Source organism: Hoeflea sp. AS16, assembly GCF_038900095.1.
In the GTDB taxonomy this organism is placed as follows: domain Bacteria; phylum Pseudomonadota; class Alphaproteobacteria; order Rhizobiales; family Rhizobiaceae; genus Hoeflea.
In genome coordinates this window covers 83,050-100,625 of record NZ_JBBMQQ010000009.1, presented here as the reverse complement: position 1 = coordinate 100,625, position 17,576 = coordinate 83,050, and the positions used below count along the sequence as shown (strand labels likewise).

Sequence of the window (17,576 nt, the reverse complement as noted above, 5' to 3'; positions counted from 1 at the left end):
CCGGGATTGCCCGGTCAAATTCCAAAATGAAGCTCAGTTCCGCCAGGGCTGACCTCACGACAGCACGCCCGACGGGTGGACTGGGCCGCAGCCCTGTGGCATGAGGCCCGCTCTCCGGTTCCTGGCATTCGTCCGCGACCTGCATCCTTTCACCCCTGAACACGTTGGAGCAACGCCATGGCGACTGCGCTTGGGCTCGATTTTGGCACCACGAACACGGTTCTCGCCCAGCTGGACAAGGGATCGGATACGGCGTCGATCAGCTTCGATTCACCCACCGGATCCAGCGACACCATGCGCACCGCGCTGTCTTTCATGAAGGATCCGAAGCTTGGCGCCAGTGCGCTTCAGGTGGAAGCCGGCGCGGCTGCCATCCGTGCTTTCATCGACAATCCGGGTGATTGCCGCTTTCTGCAATCGATCAAGACCTTCGCCGCCTCGTCGCTGTTTCAGGGCACGATGGTGCATGCGCGCCGGTTCCAGTTCGAGGACCTGATGGAGGTCTTCCTCAAGCGGCTTGAACATTATGCAGGCGACAACTGGCCATCACCGGTCAGCCGCATCGTCACCGGGCGTCCGGTGCATTTCGCCGGCTCGAACCCGGATGCCGACCTTGCCATGCGGCGCTACAGCGAGGCGCTGGGCCGGCTCGGCTTTCCCGAATTGCATTATGTCTATGAACCGGTGGCCGCCGCTTTCTATTTTGCCCAAAATCTCGACCACGATGCCACCGTTCTGGTGGCCGATTTCGGCGGTGGCACCAGCGATTTCTCGCTGATCCGCTTCGAAACCCGGGCCGGGCGCGTCAGCGCCATTCCGGTCGGCCAGTCCGGTGTCGGCGTGGCCGGCGACCAGTTCGATGCCCGCATGATCGATCATCTGGTAGCGCCCGAAATCGGAAAAGGCAGCCAGTTCAAGAGCTTTGGCAAGCGGCTTGATGTTCCGGCCAGCTACTATCGCAATTTCTCGCGCTGGAACCAGCTGTCGATTTTCAAGACGACGAAGGAATATGCCGACCTCAAGACACTGGTCCGCCAGGCCGTCGAGCCGGACAAGCTGGAACTGTTCATTGACCTGATCGAGCATGACGAGGGTTATCAGCTGCACCAGGCCGTTTCCGCAACCAAGATGGCGCTGTCAGGGGCAGAGGAAGCCGAGTTCCACTTTTCAGCGCTCGGCAAGGCTGGAGAAAAAACAGTCAAGCGGCAGCATTTCGAAACCTGGATCGCGGCTGACCTTGCCAGCATCACCGGAGCGCTCGACGATGTGCTGGAAAAGACAGGCACGGCCGCGGGCTCGGTCGACAAGGTCTTCCTCACCGGCGGCACGTCGTTCGTGCCCGCTGTCCGCCGCATCTTTTCAGAGCGCTTTGCCGCTGACCGCATCGAGACCGGTGGCGAACTGATCTCGATCGCCCATGGCCTGGCGCTGATCGGCGAACGTGACGATATCGACCAATGGACCGTGCCTGTGACCGCGTGACGGGAAGGGGCACCGGTTGGTGGTGATGTGTGTGTCCCGCCTCCAGGATGTCGGTGTTCCTTGGAGGCTCGCCATGATCCGGGCCGGAGTGGGCGCCGCGCATCGCCGCAAGGGCCGGCCCCGGGAATACCGGTGAGCGATATGGGGCAGAACCCCATATCGCCTTGTTACCCAAAAGCCTATTTCAACAGCGTCAGCAGCGCCTTGGCCGCTTCTTCCGAGGAGGCGGGGTTCTGGCCGGTTACAAGTTTGCCATCGGTCAGAACGAAAGAGGCCCAGTCGTCACCCTTCTCATAGTGTCCGCCGTTCTGCTTGAGCATGTCTTCGACCAGAAACGGAACCACCTTGGTCAGGCCCACAGCATCTTCTTCGGTGTTTGTGAAACCGGTCACCCGCTTGCCCGAAACCAGTGGCTTGCCGTCGGCACCCATTGTAGATTTGAACACGGCGGGTGCATGGCACACTGCACCGACCGGTTTGTCCGAGCCTGCGAAGGCTTCGATCAGGCGCTTGCTGTCGGCATCAACGGCGAGATCCCAGAGCGGACCGTGACCGCCGGGATAGAAGATGGCGTCGAAGCCGTCGGCGTCAATACCGGAAAGTTTGGTGGTCTGAGCCAGCGCCTGCTGCGCCGCAGCGTCGGCCTTGAAACGCTTGGTGGCGTCAGTCTGGGCGTCGTCCGCATCGCTCTTGGGATCGATCGGCGGCTGACCACCTTTTGGTGAGGCGAGAACGACATCGGCCCCGGCGTCCTTCAGGACGTAATAGGGAGCAGCGAATTCCTCCAGCCAAAAGCCGGTTTTTTCGCCCGTATCGCCAAGCTTGTCGTGCGAGGTAAGTACCATCAGGATTTTCATCGGTATGCGTCCAGTCTATGTTCGAGATAGGAAAAACAGGCGGCCCGCGATGACGCGAACCCGCCGCTATCCCCGGGGCAACGCGAATGCGAGCCACCGGTTCCAGGCGGGAACGCTGTATCTGGTCGCGCACCAGGTTTTTCCAAGGTCCTGACAGATCAATTGTTTTGTGATCGTCAGGAGCGGCCCGGATCCGTTCGGGCATCGTCGCCTTTCGAGGCTTTCTGACCCTTCGCACTTGCAAAACCATACGGCAGCCTGTAAGCGACGCCTATTCCACACGTGGGGCATGGGTTGGTCCGGGAGAAATCCGGATCGGTCCGCCGGTGGCGCTTAGCGCTCACGCCCTGCGGAGGTTCAACCGGAAACAGGAGTAATAGGCATGGCATTGCCGGAATTTACCATGCGCCAGCTGCTTGAAGCAGGCGTGCACTTCGGACACCAGACTCACCGCTGGAACCCGAAAATGAAGCCGTACATCTTCGGCGCTCGCAACAATCTTCACATTCTCGACCTCGGCCAGACCGTTCCGTTGCTCAATCAGGCATTGAAGCTGGTCTCCGACACCGTGTCCAGGGGCGGCCGCGTGCTGTTCGTCGGCACCAAGCGTCAGGCGTCTGAAATTGTTGCCGATGCAGCCTCCCGTTCGGCCCAGTATTACGTCAACGCCCGTTGGCTCGGCGGCATGCTGACCAACTGGAAGACCATTTCGCACTCGATCCAGCGTCTGCGCAAGCTCGACGAGATCCTCTCGGCTGAAGCATCGGGCTTCACCAAGAAGGAACGCCTCAACCTTGAGCGCGAGCGTGAAAAGCTCAACCGCGCACTCGGCGGTATCCGCGACATGGGCGGCACGCCCGACCTGATGTTCGTCATCGATACCAACAAGGAAGGCATTGCCATCCAGGAAGCCAAGCGTCTTGGCATTCCGGTCGTTGCGATCATCGATTCCAACTGCGATCCCGACGTTGTCGATTACCCGATCCCGGGCAACGACGACGCCAGCCGCGCCATTTCGCTCTACTGCGATCTGATCAGCCGCGCCTGCATCGACGGCATTGCCCGTCAGCAGGGTGCATCGGGCGTTGATCTTGGCGCCATGGATGCTCCTGTCGAGCCTGCGCTCGAAGAAGCTGCGCCTGCTGAAGAAGCCGCTCCGGCTGAAGCTGCTGCGGAAGCGCCTGCACAGGCATAAATCCGGGTTTCGGACAAAACCGGCCCGGCCAAGCCATCGTGCTTTGCCGGGCTGTCACATTTCAATGGCATGGTTGACATGCCGACAAGCGATTCCGGGACTGATCAAGCCCTTGTGGCCGGACCGGACGCCCCAAGTATGAAGAGGCTGTTATGAGCATTACCGCTGCAATGGTGAAAGAGCTGCGCGACAAGACCGGCGCCGGCATGATGGACTGCAAGAAGGCGCTCGGCGAAACCGACGGCAATATGGATGCGGCGATCGACTGGCTGCGCGCCAAGGGCATCGCCAAGGCCGACAAGAAGTCCGGCCGTACCGCTGCTGAAGGCCTGATCGCTGTCGCTTCGGAAGGCAACTCGGCCGTCGTGGTCGAAGTCAACTCCGAAACCGACTTCGTCGCCCGCAACGACGGCTTCCAGGATCTGGCCCGCTCGATCGCTTCGGTCGCCATGTCCACCGATGGTTCGGTTGAAGCCGTTTCCGCAGCCACCGTGCCGTCCACCGGCAAGTCGGTCACCGAGACCGTCAAGGATGCGATTGCCCACATCGGCGAGAACATGAATCTCCGCCGCTCGGCCAAGCTGTCGGTCGATAATGGTGTCGTTGCCACCTACGTCCACAACGCGGTTGCCGACGGACTTGGCAAGCTCGGCGTCATCGTTGCCGTCAAGTCGACCGGCGACAAGGAAGCCCTGGCCGCGATCGGCCGTCAGGTTGCCATGCACATTGCCGCCACCAATCCGCTGGCGCTGACCTCTGACGACGTTGACGCAACGATCGCTGATCGCGAGCGCAACGTGTTCATCGAGCAGGCCCGCGAATCGGGCAAGCCCGACAACATCATCGAAAAGATGGTCGAAGGCCGCATGCGCAAGTTCTACGAGGAAGTGGCCCTTCTCTCGCAGGCTTTCGTCATGAACCCTGACCAGACCGTCGGTGAAGCCGTCAAGGCTGCTGCTGCCGACGCCGGCGCTCCGGTGGAAATTTCCGGTTTCGTGCGCTTCCAGCTCGGTGAAGGCATCGAGAAGGAAGAGAACGATTTCGCAGCCGAAGTGGCTGCAGCCGCAAAAGGCTGACACACGCCGCCGTTAAGGCGCATTGTGGAAAAACCCGCAGGGCATCGCGTGACAACGCGGTGCCCTTCGTGTATCCGGGCCTGACACATCAAATCCGGATCAATTCATGTCCTCAGCACCCCTGTTCAAACGCGTCCTCCTGAAAGCCTCCGGTGAAGCCCTGATGGGCGAGCAGGGGTTTGGCATTGATGTCGCGGTGGTCGACCGGATCGCCGCCGATATCGCCGAGGTTCGCGGTATGGGCATCGAAGTCGGGGTCGTGGTCGGCGGCGGCAATATTTTCCGCGGCGTCGCCGTGGCCTCGAAAGGCGGTGACCGTGTCACCGGCGATCACATGGGCATGCTCGCGACCGTCATCAATGCGCTGGCGCTCGCCACCTCGCTGCGCAAGCTTGGCATCGATACCGAGGTTCTCTCAGCGATTTCCATGCCGGAAATCTGCCAGAGCTTCTCCCAGCGCGCAGCCTTGCATCATCTCGAAAAGGGCAGGGTGGTGATTTTCGCCGGCGGTACCGGCAACCCGTTCTTCACCACCGATTCTGCCGCTGCCCTGCGCGCAGCCGAAATGGGCGCGGAAGCCATTCTCAAGGGAACCCAGGTCGACGGCATCTATTCGGCCGACCCGAAGAAGTTCCCCGACGCCACCCGCTTTGACAACATCACCCACGACGAAGTGCTCAACAAGGGGCTTGCCGTCATGGATGTTGCAGCGGTTGCGCTGGCGCGTGAAAATTCCATTCCGATTGTCGTCTTTTCGATTCACGAAAAGGGCGCATTTGCAAAGATTATGGTCGGCGAAGGTCGGGCAACCATCGTTCGCGATCATTAATCGCGGCAGGCGCGAACAGCGCACCGTGATGAAAACTTGGTATTCTGCAGGAAGGACTGGCGATGAGTGAAGGCGCTGACTTGAAAGAACTCAAACGTCGTATGGAAGGCGCAATCGCGGCCTTCAAGAGCGATATTGCATCATTGCGAACCGGCCGCGCGTCAGCCAACGTGCTCGACCCGGTGATGGTTGAGGCCTACGGCTCCCGCGTGCCGCTCAACCAGGTCGCCAACGTCACCGTTCCCGAGCCGCGCATGCTCGGCGTCTCCGTCTGGGACAAGCAGATGGTCGGCGCTGTCGACCGCGGCATCCGTGAGGCCAATCTCGGCCTCAACCCGATCGTGGACGGCACCAACCTGCGAATTCCGCTGCCCGAGCTCAACGAAGAGCGCCGCAAGCAGCTCGTCAAGGTGTCCCACACCTATGCCGAGAATGCCCGTGTTGCCATCCGCAACGTCCGCCGCGACGGCATGGACACGCTCAAGAAGGCGGAAAAGGACGGCGATATCAGCCAGGACGACAGCCGCCGCGAATCCGAACTGGTGCAGAAGATGACCGACGAGAAGATTGCCGAAATTGATCACTTGCTCGTCGAAAAGGAAAAGGAAATCATGCAGGTTTAGGCGCGACTCGCGTACAAGTCGGGAAATGGCCATAACAATGCAATCCGAAACACCCATCACCAGCCCGCGGCATGTTGCCATCATCATGGATGGCAATGGCCGTTGGGCAAATGCACGGGGTTTGCCGAGAACAGCCGGTCACCGGGCCGGTGTCGAGCGGGTTCGCGAGGCCGTGCGGACCGCCGCGGAAGCGGAAATCGAGTACCTGACGCTGTTTGCCTTTTCCTCCGAAAACTGGAACCGGCCGGAACAGGAAGTCTCTGATCTTATGGGGCTTTTGCGGTTCTTCATCCGCAGGGACCTGGCGGAACTGCACCGCGAGAACGTCTGCATCAGGGTGATCGGTTGCCGCCAGACCATCCAGCCCGATATTCGCGCCTTGCTCAACGAGGCCGAAGAGCGGACCCGCGGCAACACCGGTATAACCCTGGTCATCGCCTTCAACTACGGAGCCCGCGACGAGCTCGTCCGTGCGGTCCGTCAGATCGCCGAGGCGGTCCGTTCGGGCGACATGGATGCGGCATCCATCGACGAGGCAGCCCTTGCGTCCCGCGTCGATACCGCCGGTATTCCTGATCCCGACCTGGTGATCCGCACCAGCGGCGAGCAGCGGCTTTCCAATTTCCTGCTTTGGCAGGCTGCCTATTCCGAATTTGTCTTCCTGCCATGCCTGTGGCCTGACTTCGATCGTGCTGCCTTCCTCGAGGCGCTGGCCGAATATGGCCGCCGGGACCGCCGTTATGGTGCGGTATCCGCACCCGATCTCGCGGTCGGTTCCTGATGTCGCGCGAGCTCAGGCTGCGCATCGTTTCCGGGGTGATCCTCGGCATTCTGGTTCTCGCCGCCACCTGGGTCGGCGGCATCTGGTTCAGAAGCCTGGCCGTGCTGATCATGGTGCTGATGCACTATGAATTCTCGACGATCACCAATGCGCCGGTCAAGGCGCCGCTCGCCAACGCGATTGGCTGGCTGGCCATTCTCGCCGCGGCCGTTTTCATCCTGACATCATTGCCGTCGATGGCCCTGGCGGCGATCTTCATCGGTGGCTGCGGCGCGGTTCTGGCCGGCGTGATGCGCGGCGGCGGGCTCTGGTCGGCGACTGCGGTGGTCTATGCGGGCTTTTCGGGCCTTGCGCTGGCCGAAATCCGCGGCGAAGGCCATTTCGGCCTGTTCGCCATGCTGTTCATCTTTGCCATTGTCTGGGCGACCGACATTCTGGCCTATTTTTGCGGCCGGGCTCTGGGTGGTCCCAAGCTCGCCCCAAGGATCTCTCCCGGCAAGACCTGGTCCGGCGCGCTTTTCGGTGCGGCCGCGGGTGTTGGCGCCGGTGTCGGCGTGGCGCTGATCATCCGTCAGGGCGGCGGGGTGCTGATCCCGATTATCGCCCTGGTGCTCTCGGTAGCTTCCGAAATCGGCGACCTGTTCGAATCCTGGGTCAAGCGCCGCTTCGGCGCCAAGGATTCGAGCCGGCTCATTCCCGGCCATGGCGGCGTGATGGATCGTGTCGACGGTCTTGTCTTCGCCGCATTTGCAGCCTTCTTGCTGGGAAATATTCTGCCGCTTGCCGATCATGCCGGCGTCGCTGACGAGCTTGCGGCAAGGTTGCTCGGTTTATAAGTCGTCCGGACAGGCGGCTCTGACCGCTCTGAACCAAATCGACGCCGGCAAGCTTGCGTCATGAAAGGATCCGATCTCATGGAATTTCTGACCTCTTCGGCTGGAAACATCCTCAGCGCCCTGCCGCCGTTTCTGCTGGTGCTTACCATCGTGGTCTTCTTCCATGAGCTGGGGCATTACCTGGTCGGTCGCTGGTGCGGCATTCATGCCGATGTCTTTTCCGTTGGTTTCGGTCGTGAACTCATCGGACGTACCGACAAGCATGGCACCCGGTGGAAGCTGTCGCTGATTCCGCTGGGCGGCTACGTCAAGTTTCGTGGCGACGAGAATGCCGCCAGCCTGCCAGCGGGTGCTGGCGCGGAGGCCGCGAATGAGCCCGGATCCTTCCCCGGGGCCGCCTTGTGGCGCAGGGCTGCCACGGTGGTCGCGGGGCCGGTCGCGAATTTCATTCTGGCGATTGCCATTTTCGCGGTGATGTTCGGCGTCAATGGCCGCGTTGTCGCCGATCCGGTGGTTGCCCAGGTCCAGCCGGCCAGCGCTGCCGAGGCCGCAGGCATCCTGCCGGGTGATCGCTTCGTCGCCATCGACGGCGTAGAGGTCGAAATCTTCGATGATGTGCAGCGCTATGTCAGCGTGCGGCCGGAAGTGCCGATAACGGTCACTCTCGAGCGTCAGGGCAGCCTGCTCGATGTCACCTTGACGCCGGCACGCACCGAAATCTCCGACCCGTTCGGAAACAAGATGGAAGTCGGCCGCATCGGTGTTGTCACCAACAATGATTCAGGCAATTTCCGGGTCCGTGAGTACGGGCCACTGGAAGCCGTCGGCGAGGGTGTCGCCCAAAGCTGGTACATCGTCACACGGACTGTGGATTATATCGGCAACATCATCACCGGTCGTGAAAAGGCCGATCAGCTTGGCGGCCCAATCCGTGTTGCCAAATATTCCAAGGATATGTCGACGCTTGGTATCGGCGCGCTGATCCAGCTCGCTGCGGTGCTTTCGGTCTCCATCGGGTTGCTCAATCTCATGCCCGTGCCGATGCTGGACGGCGGGCATCTGGCTTTTTACGCCATCGAGGCTATCCGCGGCCGTCCTCCCGGCGAGGTTGCCCAGGAATGGGCCTACCGCATCGGTCTGACGCTGGTTTTGGCGCTGATGCTGTTTGCCACCTGGAATGACGTATCCATGTTGATTGGTTGAAACCGGGGGGCAGGCTGTGCTAACGGTCTGTTTACCTTGATAGCGGGTAGACGTGGCCAATTCGCCACGTATGCAAAGGAAGTAAACAGAAATTAACTCCGTCCCTTGCTTGTATGGCAAAAGCGGGTAAAACGGGCACAAGTCATGACTCACGATGTGTGCCGCCGTTTGGGGCATCCGAGTAATAAAAAGGTAATAAGATCAATGAAGGCCGGTTCAAACCTTTTGAACGCTGTGTCAGCAGTTGCGCTGACCGCGGGGATCGTGGTGACAGGTGCGGGCGCCGTGTCGCTTGCGGGAGTTACAGTCGCAGAAGCTGCAGTCGTCAATCGCATCGACGTCCGGGGAAATTCCCGCGTTGACGCATCGACCGTGCGCGGCAATCTGACAATCTCGCCTGGCGCCAGCTTCAACAACAACGACATCGATGATTCGGTAAAGCGGTTGTTCTCGACAGGTCTGTTTTCCGACGTCCAGATCAGTGTCTCCGGCTCGACCCTGATCGTCACCGTCGCAGAGAACCAGATCATCAACCAGGTGGTCTTCAACGGCAACAAGAAGCTCAAGGACACCGCTCTCAAGAACGTCGTTCAGAGCCGCCAGCTTGGTGCCTACAACGATCTCATCATTCAGGCCGATGTTCAGGCGATCCGTGATGCCTATGCGGCGGTGGGGCGCAGCGATGCGACCGTGACCACCCGCATCGTTCCGCTCGACGGCGGCCGCGTCAACATCGCGTTCGAAATCAACGAAGGCGATCGCACCAAGATTTCCTCGATCAACTTTGTCGGCAACCAGGCATTTGGCGACGGACGCCTGGCCGATGTCATCACCACCAAGAAATCCGGCCTGCTGTCGTTCCTCAGCCGCAAGGATGTCTATGACGAGGACAAGCTGCGCGCTGACGAAGAGCTGCTGCGGCGCTTCTACTACAACCGCGGTTATGCCGACTTCCGTGTGATTTCGTCGTTTGCCGAGCTTGATGAAACCAACAACGAATATGTTGTCACCATCACGGTTGAAGAGGGTGAGCGTTACGTGTTCGGCGATGTCAGCATCGAGAGCACCGTGCCGGGCATCGATTCCGACTCGCTCAAGGGCCTGATCCAGACCCGCAGCGGTTCGGTGTACAGCGCCAAGGACGTCGAAGACACCATCATGGCGATCTCCGACCGTGTCGCGACCCAGGGCTATCCCTTCGCGCAGATCACCCCGCGCGGCGATCGTGACTACAACAACCGCACCATCTCCGTGGTCTATCTGGTCGACGAGGGTACCCGTGCCTATGTCGAGCGCATCGAGATCCGCGGCAACACCCGGACCCGCGATTACGTGATCCGCCGCGAATTCGACCTGTCCGAAGGCGATGCCTTCAACCAGGTCCTGGTCCGCCGCGCCAAGAAGCGTCTGGAAGATCTGAAATTCTTCTCGTCTGTCGATATCTCCACGCAGCCCGGCTCGCAGCCTGACCGTGTTGTTCTGATCGTCGATGTGAAGGACCAGTCGACCGGCGAATTCGGTATCGGTGGCGGTTATTCCAACACCGACGGCTTCACCGCGACGATCGATATCACCGAGCGCAACTTCCTCGGTCGCGGCCAGTTCATCCGCGCATCGGTTGGTGGCGGTGCCGACACGCGTGAATATACGCTGTCCTTCACCGAGCCCTATTTCCTTGGCTATCGCCTTGCTGCCGGCTTTGATGTCTTCAAGAAGAGCGACACCAGCTACACCGGGTTCGACGAAACGGTTCAGGGCGTCAACCTGCGCCTTGGAGCGCCGATCACCGAGAACCTGTATCTGACGACCGCATTCAAGTTCACCCAGACCAAGTTTACCGATGTTTCGACGACGTCGATCACGTCAAACCCGGAACAAGCCGTGGTCAATGCCGGTGGATATGACACCGGTGCGCTGTCCTACACCTTGTCCTACAACACGCTTGACGATGCTATTCTGCCGCGTGAGGGGATTTCAGCGAAATTCACCCAGGAATATGCCGGTCTCGGGTTCGACTCCGAATATTTGAAGACCACTGCCAAGGCCAGCTATTTCCACATGCTGTCTGAATCGGCCGACATGATCGGTCAGGTCAGCGTCGGTGCCGGCAACGTGGTTGCGACCGGAAGCAATCTTCGCGTGTTTGAACACCTGTTCGTGGGGGAGGAAACCATCCGTGGTTTCGACACCCGGGGTATCGGCCCGCGCGTCTTCAACGGCACCGACTATGTCGGCGCCGCAGGCGGCACGACCTACTTCAACGGTACGGTTGAAGTTTCCGCGCCGATGCCGCTGGTATCACGCGATTTCGGTCTTCGCTTCAATGTCTTTGCCGATGCCGCAACGCTTTACGGCAACAAGATCAGCTCAACTGATCTTGGCACGCAGAGCCTCGTTGGTACCGGTATGGAATGGCGTGCTTCGGTCGGCGCCGGCATCATGTGGGCTTCTCCGTTCGGTCCGCTTCGCGTCTACTACGCCGAACCGGTCGTCAAGAAGAGCTACGACGACGTCAAGAAATTCGGTTTCGGCGCCTCGACACGCTTCTGACTTGTCACGGGTGGCGGCAACGCCACCCGGTCTTTCCATCTGGTCTCTTTATGGACAATCATCGCTTCTTCTCTCCGCATGAAGGCATGTCGCTTTCGGACCTTTCCGGTCTTTGCGGAGCGGAACTTGCTGACCCGTCCTTTGCCGGCCGCATGGTGACGGGGATTGCGCCACTGGCGCGCGCTGGTGAAGCCGAAGTGAGCTTCGCCAACACCCGGAAGGCGCTTCCGGATCTGGCCAAATCCACCGCTGCTGCTGTTTTCGTGACAGACAAGCTCGCCGAACACGTTCCGTCCGGTGTCGCGGCCCTGGTCGTGCCTGCGCCGCAGACCGCCTTTGCGCGTGCTGCCGCTGTTCTGGTGCCTGCCGCCGTCAAGCCGTTGCGGCTGACAACGCCAGGCGGTGTTGCGGAAACGGCCATCGTGGACCCGTCGGCATCGCTGGAAGACGGCGTTGTGGTCGAGGCGCTGGCCGTGATCGGTGCCGGAGCCCAGATAGGGGCGGGGTCGGTGATTGCGTCCGGGGCCGCCATTGGCCCGGGAACGCGTATCGGCCGTGATTGCCACATCGGCCATGGTGCGACCGTTCAGCATGCATTGATCGGCAATCATGTCATCATTCATCCTGGCGCACGCATCGGCCAGGACGGGTTCGGTTATGCACCGGGCCCGAAGGGCTTGGAAAAGATCCCGCAGATCGGCAGGGTGATCATCCAGGACCACGTGGAAATCGGCGCAAACACCGCCATCGACCGGGGAGCGCTGGACGATACGGTGATCGGCGAGGGCACAAAGATCGACAATCTGGTCCAGATTGCCCACAATGTTCGCATCGGCAGACATTGCGTCATCGTCTCCCAGGTTGGTATTGCCGGCAGCGCAACCCTTGGCAATGGTGTCATGATTGGCGGGGCGACCGGTATTGCCGGTCATGTGACGATCGGCGACGGGGTACAGCTGGCGGCGCTCAGCGGCGTTGCCGGGGATGTGCCTGCCGGAGCACGCTGGGGCGGCCAGCCGGCACGCCCGATGACCGGTGTGTTGCGAGACGCCGTTGAAGCCAATCAGCGTGCATTTGGCAGAAAAGACAGGAAAAAGGGCGGAGAAGCCACATGACGGAAACCGCAACGAAGACACTGGAATCGGCTGACATCCGCGAGATCATGAAGCTGTTGCCGCATCGCTACCCGTTTCTTCTCGTCGACAGGATCGAATCCATTGACGCTGACAACTCGGCCATCGGCATCAAGAACGTTACCGCCAGCGAACCGCATTTCACCGGCCATTTTCCCGGCAATCCGATCATGCCCGGCGTTCTCATCATCGAGGGCATGGCCCAGACCGCTGGAGCGATCTGTGCCAAGGCCACTGGCGGCGGCAACAACATCGTCTATTTCATGACCATTGATAACGCCAAGTTCCGCAAGCCGGTCGTTCCCGGTGACCGGCTTGAGTATCATGTCACCAAAATCAAGCAGCGCGGCAACATCTGGCGCTTCCATTGTGAAGCGCTGGTTGATGGCGTCAAAGCCGCCGAGGCGGATATCGGAGCCATGCTGGCTCCTGGAGAAAGCGAGTCCTGATGACAACGCCTGCGCCTGCCGCCCTTCACACGGCCCGCATTCACCCCTCCGCCCTCGTCGAGGACGGTGCGCAACTTGGCATGAATGTCGAGATTGGCCCGTTCTGTCATGTCGGCCCCAAGGTCCGGCTTGGCGACAATGTGCAACTGATGAGCCATGTCGTCATTCAGGGCTGCACGACCATCGGCGACGGAAGTGTGGTTTTCCCAAATGCGGTTCTTGGCTGCGCCCCGCAGAACATTCATTACAAGGGCGAAGACACCGAGCTGATCATCGGCAAGTCATGCACCATCCGTGAAGGTGTCACCATGCATCCGGGCATGCCCGATTTCGGTGGCAAGACCACGATCGGCGACAACTCCATGTTCCTGGCCTATTCGCATGTGGCCCATGATTGTCATGTCGGCAACAATGTCATTTTGTCCAACAATGTCATGCTGGCAGGCCATGTCACCATCGGTGACCGGGTGATCATGGGCGGCGGTGCCGCGGTTCACCAGTTTGTCCGCATTGGCCATCACGCTTTCATTGGCGGGCTGGCGGCGGTCAACAATGACGTCATTCCCTATGGCATGCTCAATGGCAATCCCGGTGTGCTGATGGGCCTAAACATCATCGGCATGCAGCGCTCGGGCTTTGGCAAGCCGGACATTCACGCGGTCCGCCGGGCCTTCAAGGCAATCTTCGATCCGACCACTCCGATCCGCGAGAACATCGCCCGCGTTCGCGAGCAGACCGACAACAATGCGGCCGTGTCCGATATCATCGCTTTCATCGATGCTGAAAGCGAACGTGCGCTGTCCTCGCCGGCCCGGGGTCAACGGGGCTGAAACCGGTGAGTGCTGCACCGGGTGCACCTGACATCGACGGACGCCTCTCCATTCTAGCCGGAAGGGGACGCTTTCCGGTCCTGGTGGCCGAAGCTGCGCGCAAGCTTGGTCATGATCCCTATATTTTCAGGATCAGGAATGAAGCCGATCAGGACTGGTCCGGTTTTGACACCAGTGAAATCAGCATTGCGGACCTGTCGGCGTTTTCTGCAACCGTTCGCCGCGAAGGCATCGGCTCAGTCGTGCTTGCCGGCGGCATCGGGCGTCGCCCTGATCTGGCCGACCTCCGCCCCACCTGGCGCTCGCTGTTTGCGTTTGCGTCCTCGTTTCGTATCTTCACGACTGCCGGGGACGACAAGCTGCTGCGGTTCGCCATCAAGGTGCTGGAGAACGAAGGCGTCCGGGTTCTGGCTGCACAGCAGGTGGCTCCGGATCTGCTCGGCCGTGCCGGGCCGGTAGGACGCCTGGGGCCGGGCAAGGCCGATCTCGAGAATATCGCGGCAGCGTCACGGGCAGCATTGGCACTTGGCAGGCTCGACATCGGGCAGGGGGCTGTTGCGGTAGGTGGCCGCGTCATTGCCATGGAAGGGCTTGAGGGCACCGATGCGATGCTTGAGCGGGTGGCGGATCTGCGCGCCAGCAAGAGGCTGTCTTCGGCAGGTGGCGGCGTGCTGGTCAAGCTGTGCAAGCCGGGTCAGGACGAGCGTGCCGACCTGCCGTCGATCGGGCCTGATACGGTGATCAATGCGCACGCGGCCGGATTGTCGGGCGTCGCCATCGAGGCGGGTCGTGCCCTGGTACTCGAGCGCGACCGCGTCGTCGCCGAGGCAGACCGGCTGGGCCTGTTCGTGACCGGCATCGAGCCGCGGGAAGACGAGGTGGGCCAATGTCCCCGTTGAAACTGGCAGTCGTTGCCGGCGAACCGTCCGGTGACATCCTCGGCGCCGGGCTGGTCCGCGAGATCGCCCGCCAGACAGGTCATAAGCCGCAGCTGGTCGGTGTCGGCGGCGAGCAGCTGATCGCCGAGGGGCTGACATCGCTTTTCGACTTTACGGAATTGTCCCTCATCGGCTTTTCCGCGGTCATTGCCAGGCTGCCCAAACTCATCATGCGCATCAGCCAGACCGCCGATGCAATCATTGCCGCAAGACCTGATTGCCTGCTGATCATCGACAGCCCGGATTTCAGTCATCGGGTTGCCCGCAAGGTTCGCAAGGCCCTGCCGGATCTCAAGATTGTCAATTACGTCTGCCCAACGGTCTGGGCGTGGAAGCCTGAACGGGCACCGGCGATGAAAGCCTATGTCGATCATGTGCTCTCGGTGTTTCCGTTCGAGCAGGAAATCGTCGAGCGCCTCAACGGCCCGCCGCTGACCTATGTCGGACACCGGCTGATGGAGGATCCCGGGCTGAATGCGGCCTATGAGGCCCAGAAGGCACGCAGGAACGCGAATGCGTCCGCAAGGCCGCCGGTCTGCCTTCTCCTGCCTGGATCGCGCCGCAGCGAGGTCAAGCGCCTCGCGCCGGTGCTGGCCGAAGCGGCGCAATTTTTGGCCACGCTCAACCCCGGCATGAGTTTCGTGCTCCCGGCCGGCGCCCATGTGGAACGCCAGATCCGGGACCAGGTTCTCGGCTGGGATGTCGAATGCCGGATCGTCACCGGCGAGGCTGCCAAGTGGCAGGCTTTCGGCGAGGCCGATGTCGCCATTGCCGCCTCCGGCACCGTGCTGCTCGAACTCGCGCTTGCCGGGATTCCGCATATCTCCTGCTACAAGCTCGATCCGCTCTCGCGCCTGCTGTCGCGCCTGATCGTTACTTGGACCGCCGCACTGCCCAACATGATTGCCGGCCATGTCGTCGTGTCAGAGTATTACGACGGCCAGATCCGCGCCGAGCGCCTGGCCCGCCAGGCGAACCAGCTTTCAGCCGATACGCTCCATCGTGCTGCCATGCTTTCCGATTTCGATCTGATCCGCTCGCGCATGGAAGTCGGCGTGCCGGCATCTGAAATGGCCGCCCGGACGCTTCTGTCCGTGCTTGCAGGCAACTAGAGCCGCCCGCCGTCCTGTCGCCACAGCCTTGCACTAAGGATGCCGTTGTATCGAGCAGTCCCGCGCTGCCTGCCCGGTGTCAGCCGCCCCCGGGTTGATCGGATACTGTTCCCCCGGAATCAAAAAAGCGCCCGAAGGCGCTTTCTCGACAGGTCATGTCCGGTGTTGCGCTTAGCGCTTGGACACCGGCACGTAGTCGCGTGCGGCTTCGCCGACATAGAGCTGGCGGGGACGGCCGATACGCTGGCCCGGATCCTCGATCATTTCGCTCCACTGGGCAATCCAGCCGACGGTGCGCGCCAGAGCAAACAGCACGGTGAACATGGTCGTGGGGAAGCCCAGCGCCTTGAGCGTGATGCCCGAATAGAAGTCGATGTTCGGGTACAGCTTCTTCTCGATGAAGTAGCTGTCGGTCAGCGCGATCCGCTCCAGTTCCATGGCCACTTCGAGCATCGGATCGTCCTTGATGCCGAGTTCGCCCAGCACTTCGTGCGTGGTCTTCTGCATGATCTTGGCGCGCGGGTCGTAATTCTTGTAGACCCGGTGACCAAAGCCCATCAGGCGGAACGGGTCGTTCTTGTCCTTGGCGCGGTTCACATATTCCGGGATCTTGTCGACAGTGCCGATTTCCGCCAGCATGTTGAGCGCGGCTTCATTGGCGCCGCCATGTGCCGGGCCCCAGAGACAGGCGATGCCTGCTGCGATACATGCGAACGGATTGGCGCCCGACGAACCGGCAAGACGCACGGTCGATGTCGATGCATTCTGCTCGTGGTCGGCATGCAGGATGAAGATCCGGTCCATGGCACGGGCCAGCACCGGATTGACCTCGTAATCTTCACACGGCACGGCAAAGCACATGCGCAGGAAGTTCGACGCGTAATCGAGGTTGTTGGTCGGATACACGAAGGGCTGGCCGATATGGTATTTGTAGGCCATCGCCGCCAGGGTCGGCATCTTGGCGATCATCCGCATCGAGGCGACCATCCGCTGATGCGGGTCGGTGATGTCGGTTGAATCGTGATAGAACGCCGACAGGGCGCCAACGCAGCCGCACATCACGGCCATCGGGTGCGCGTCACGGCGGAAACCGGTGAAGAACCGGCTCATCTGCTCGTGCACCATGGTGTGGCGGGTCACGCGGTAATCGAAATCGGCCTTCTGTGTCGCCGTCGGCAGTTCACCGTAAAGCAGCAGGTAGCAGACTTCGAGGAAGTCGCCGTGCTCGGCCAGCTGGTCGATCGGGTAACCGCGATGCAGCAAAATGCCTTCGTCGCCGTCGATAAAGGTGATCTTGGATTCGCAAGACGCCGTGGATGTGAAGCCCGGATCGTAGGTAAAGGCTCCGGTGTTCTTGTAAAGCGTGCCGATGTCGACGACGTCGGGGCCGATGGTTCCGGTTTTGATCGGCAGTTCGACTTCTTTGCCGTCCATACTGATTTTTGCGTTCTTGTCTGCCATGGCATGTCCTTCCACAAATGCAGGCGTTCGGCGCTTGGCCGACGTCTTGGATGACCGTCAGGCGTCTAGCTATCTGATTTGGAGCACCCTGCCAAGCTATGCAGATGGCTAATTGTCCGCCGGGGAGCGGATATGCAAAGGCCTGCAACGGCGGGCTTTAGCAAATGGTAACACTTTGGAATTGCGCGACAAACACCACGGTGCAAGCCCGCGTGAGCGGC

General features: G+C 60.9%; 16 protein-coding genes. 14 read left to right on the top strand and 2 right to left on the bottom strand.

Annotation, left to right across the window (positions count from 1 at the left end; all coding sequences use genetic code 11):
* Positions 1–177: 177 nt before the first annotated feature.
* Positions 178–1,482, top strand: a complete 1,305-nt coding sequence (locus WNY80_RS18700; protein ID WP_342888934.1) for an Hsp70 family protein — start codon at positions 178–180, stop codon at positions 1,480–1,482.
* A 179-nt stretch (positions 1,483–1,661) separates the two neighbouring features.
* Here WNY80_RS18700 and WNY80_RS18695 read toward each other — a convergent pair whose 3' ends face one another.
* Positions 1,662–2,339 (bottom strand): type 1 glutamine amidotransferase domain-containing protein, encoded by a 678-nt coding sequence (locus tag WNY80_RS18695; protein ID WP_342888933.1) that lies wholly within the window; start codon positions 2,337–2,339, stop codon positions 1,662–1,664.
* 382 nt (positions 2,340–2,721) lie between these two features.
* On the opposite strand from WNY80_RS18695, the gene rpsB reads away from it, so the two are divergent.
* From rpsB to lpxB, 13 genes are all read left to right on the top strand, one after another.
* Entirely contained in the window at positions 2,722–3,534 is an 813-nt protein-coding gene (gene rpsB / locus WNY80_RS18690; protein WP_342888932.1) for a 30S ribosomal protein S2, read from the top strand.
* Positions 3,535–3,686: 152 nt separating this feature from the next.
* Complete coding sequence (gene tsf / locus WNY80_RS18685) at positions 3,687–4,610, top strand: translation elongation factor Ts (RefSeq protein WP_342888931.1); 924 nt, start codon at positions 3,687–3,689, stop codon at positions 4,608–4,610.
* Positions 4,611–4,716: 106 nt separating this feature from the next.
* Positions 4,717–5,439, top strand: a complete 723-nt coding sequence (pyrH, locus tag WNY80_RS18680) for a UMP kinase (protein ID WP_342888930.1) — start codon at positions 4,717–4,719, stop codon at positions 5,437–5,439.
* A gap of 62 nt (positions 5,440–5,501) precedes the next feature.
* On the top strand, positions 5,502–6,062 hold the full coding sequence (frr, locus tag WNY80_RS18675; protein ID WP_342888929.1) for a ribosome recycling factor: 561 nt from the start codon (positions 5,502–5,504) through the stop codon (positions 6,060–6,062).
* 37 nt (positions 6,063–6,099) lie between these two features.
* A complete protein-coding gene (locus WNY80_RS18670) occupies positions 6,100–6,843 on the top strand; it encodes an isoprenyl transferase (RefSeq protein ID WP_342888928.1) in 744 nt (247 codons plus the stop codon).
* The gene (locus WNY80_RS18665; protein WP_342888927.1) at positions 6,843–7,679 is read left to right on the top strand and encodes a phosphatidate cytidylyltransferase; all 837 of its coding nucleotides are present in this window, start codon (positions 6,843–6,845) and stop codon (positions 7,677–7,679) included. The genes WNY80_RS18670 and WNY80_RS18665 overlap by 1 nt, the downstream gene beginning before the upstream one ends.
* 78 nt (positions 7,680–7,757) lie before the next feature.
* On the top strand, positions 7,758–8,882 hold the full coding sequence (gene rseP / locus WNY80_RS18660; RefSeq protein WP_342888926.1) for an RIP metalloprotease RseP: 1,125 nt from the start codon (positions 7,758–7,760) through the stop codon (positions 8,880–8,882).
* A gap of 204 nt (positions 8,883–9,086) precedes the next feature.
* Positions 9,087–11,432: an outer membrane protein assembly factor BamA gene (bamA, locus tag WNY80_RS18655; RefSeq protein WP_342888925.1), complete on the top strand. Its 2,346-nt coding sequence runs from the start codon at positions 9,087–9,089 to the stop codon at positions 11,430–11,432.
* 50 nt (positions 11,433–11,482) lie between these two features.
* Complete coding sequence (lpxD, locus tag WNY80_RS18650; RefSeq protein WP_342888924.1) at positions 11,483–12,547, top strand: UDP-3-O-(3-hydroxymyristoyl)glucosamine N-acyltransferase; 1,065 nt, start codon at positions 11,483–11,485, stop codon at positions 12,545–12,547.
* Positions 12,544–13,014, top strand: a complete 471-nt coding sequence (gene fabZ, locus WNY80_RS18645) for a 3-hydroxyacyl-ACP dehydratase FabZ (RefSeq protein ID WP_342888923.1) — start codon at positions 12,544–12,546, stop codon at positions 13,012–13,014. Before lpxD ends, fabZ begins: the two co-directional genes overlap by 4 nt.
* On the top strand, positions 13,014–13,844 hold the full coding sequence (gene lpxA / locus WNY80_RS18640; protein WP_342888922.1) for an acyl-ACP--UDP-N-acetylglucosamine O-acyltransferase: 831 nt from the start codon (positions 13,014–13,016) through the stop codon (positions 13,842–13,844). The genes fabZ and lpxA overlap by 1 nt, the downstream gene beginning before the upstream one ends.
* 5 nt (positions 13,845–13,849) lie before the next feature.
* A complete protein-coding gene (lpxI, locus tag WNY80_RS18635; protein WP_342888921.1) occupies positions 13,850–14,743 on the top strand; it encodes a UDP-2,3-diacylglucosamine diphosphatase LpxI in 894 nt (297 codons plus the stop codon).
* Positions 14,731–15,894, top strand: coding sequence for a lipid-A-disaccharide synthase (lpxB, locus tag WNY80_RS18630; RefSeq protein ID WP_342888920.1), 1,164 nt, complete (start codon positions 14,731–14,733; stop codon positions 15,892–15,894). The genes lpxI and lpxB overlap by 13 nt, the downstream gene beginning before the upstream one ends.
* A gap of 171 nt (positions 15,895–16,065) precedes the next feature.
* Here lpxB and gltA read toward each other — a convergent pair whose 3' ends face one another.
* Complete coding sequence (gltA, locus tag WNY80_RS18625; protein WP_342888919.1) at positions 16,066–17,355, bottom strand: citrate synthase; 1,290 nt, start codon at positions 17,353–17,355, stop codon at positions 16,066–16,068.
* Between the last annotated feature and the right edge of the window lie 221 nt (positions 17,356–17,576).

What these genes read in the sequence shown, in the direction of transcription:
- bamA (WP_342888925.1), top strand. Translation starts at nt 9,087, where the DNA reads ATGAAGGCCGGTTCAAACCTTTTGAACGCTGTGTCAGCAGTTGCGCTG.
- lpxB (WP_342888920.1), top strand. Translation starts at nt 14,731, where the DNA reads ATGTCCCCGTTGAAACTGGCAGTCGTTGCCGGCGAACCGTCCGGTGAC.
- WNY80_RS18700 (WP_342888934.1), top strand. Translation starts at nt 178, where the DNA reads ATGGCGACTGCGCTTGGGCTCGATTTTGGCACCACGAACACGGTTCTC.
- tsf (WP_342888931.1), top strand. Translation starts at nt 3,687, where the DNA reads ATGAGCATTACCGCTGCAATGGTGAAAGAGCTGCGCGACAAGACCGGC.
- WNY80_RS18665 (WP_342888927.1), top strand. Translation starts at nt 6,843, where the DNA reads ATGTCGCGCGAGCTCAGGCTGCGCATCGTTTCCGGGGTGATCCTCGGC.
- WNY80_RS18670 (WP_342888928.1), top strand. Translation starts at nt 6,100, where the DNA reads ATGCAATCCGAAACACCCATCACCAGCCCGCGGCATGTTGCCATCATC.
- gltA (WP_342888919.1), bottom strand. Translation starts at nt 17,355, where the DNA reads ATGGCAGACAAGAACGCAAAAATCAGTATGGACGGCAAAGAAGTCGAA.
- frr (WP_342888929.1), top strand. Translation starts at nt 5,502, where the DNA reads ATGAGTGAAGGCGCTGACTTGAAAGAACTCAAACGTCGTATGGAAGGC.
- pyrH (WP_342888930.1), top strand. Translation starts at nt 4,717, where the DNA reads ATGTCCTCAGCACCCCTGTTCAAACGCGTCCTCCTGAAAGCCTCCGGT.
- rseP (WP_342888926.1), top strand. Translation starts at nt 7,758, where the DNA reads ATGGAATTTCTGACCTCTTCGGCTGGAAACATCCTCAGCGCCCTGCCG.
- lpxD (WP_342888924.1), top strand. Translation starts at nt 11,483, where the DNA reads ATGGACAATCATCGCTTCTTCTCTCCGCATGAAGGCATGTCGCTTTCG.
- lpxA (WP_342888922.1), top strand. Translation starts at nt 13,014, where the DNA reads ATGACAACGCCTGCGCCTGCCGCCCTTCACACGGCCCGCATTCACCCC.
- rpsB (WP_342888932.1), top strand. Translation starts at nt 2,722, where the DNA reads ATGGCATTGCCGGAATTTACCATGCGCCAGCTGCTTGAAGCAGGCGTG.
- fabZ (WP_342888923.1), top strand. Translation starts at nt 12,544, where the DNA reads ATGACGGAAACCGCAACGAAGACACTGGAATCGGCTGACATCCGCGAG.
- WNY80_RS18695 (WP_342888933.1), bottom strand. Translation starts at nt 2,339, where the DNA reads ATGAAAATCCTGATGGTACTTACCTCGCACGACAAGCTTGGCGATACG.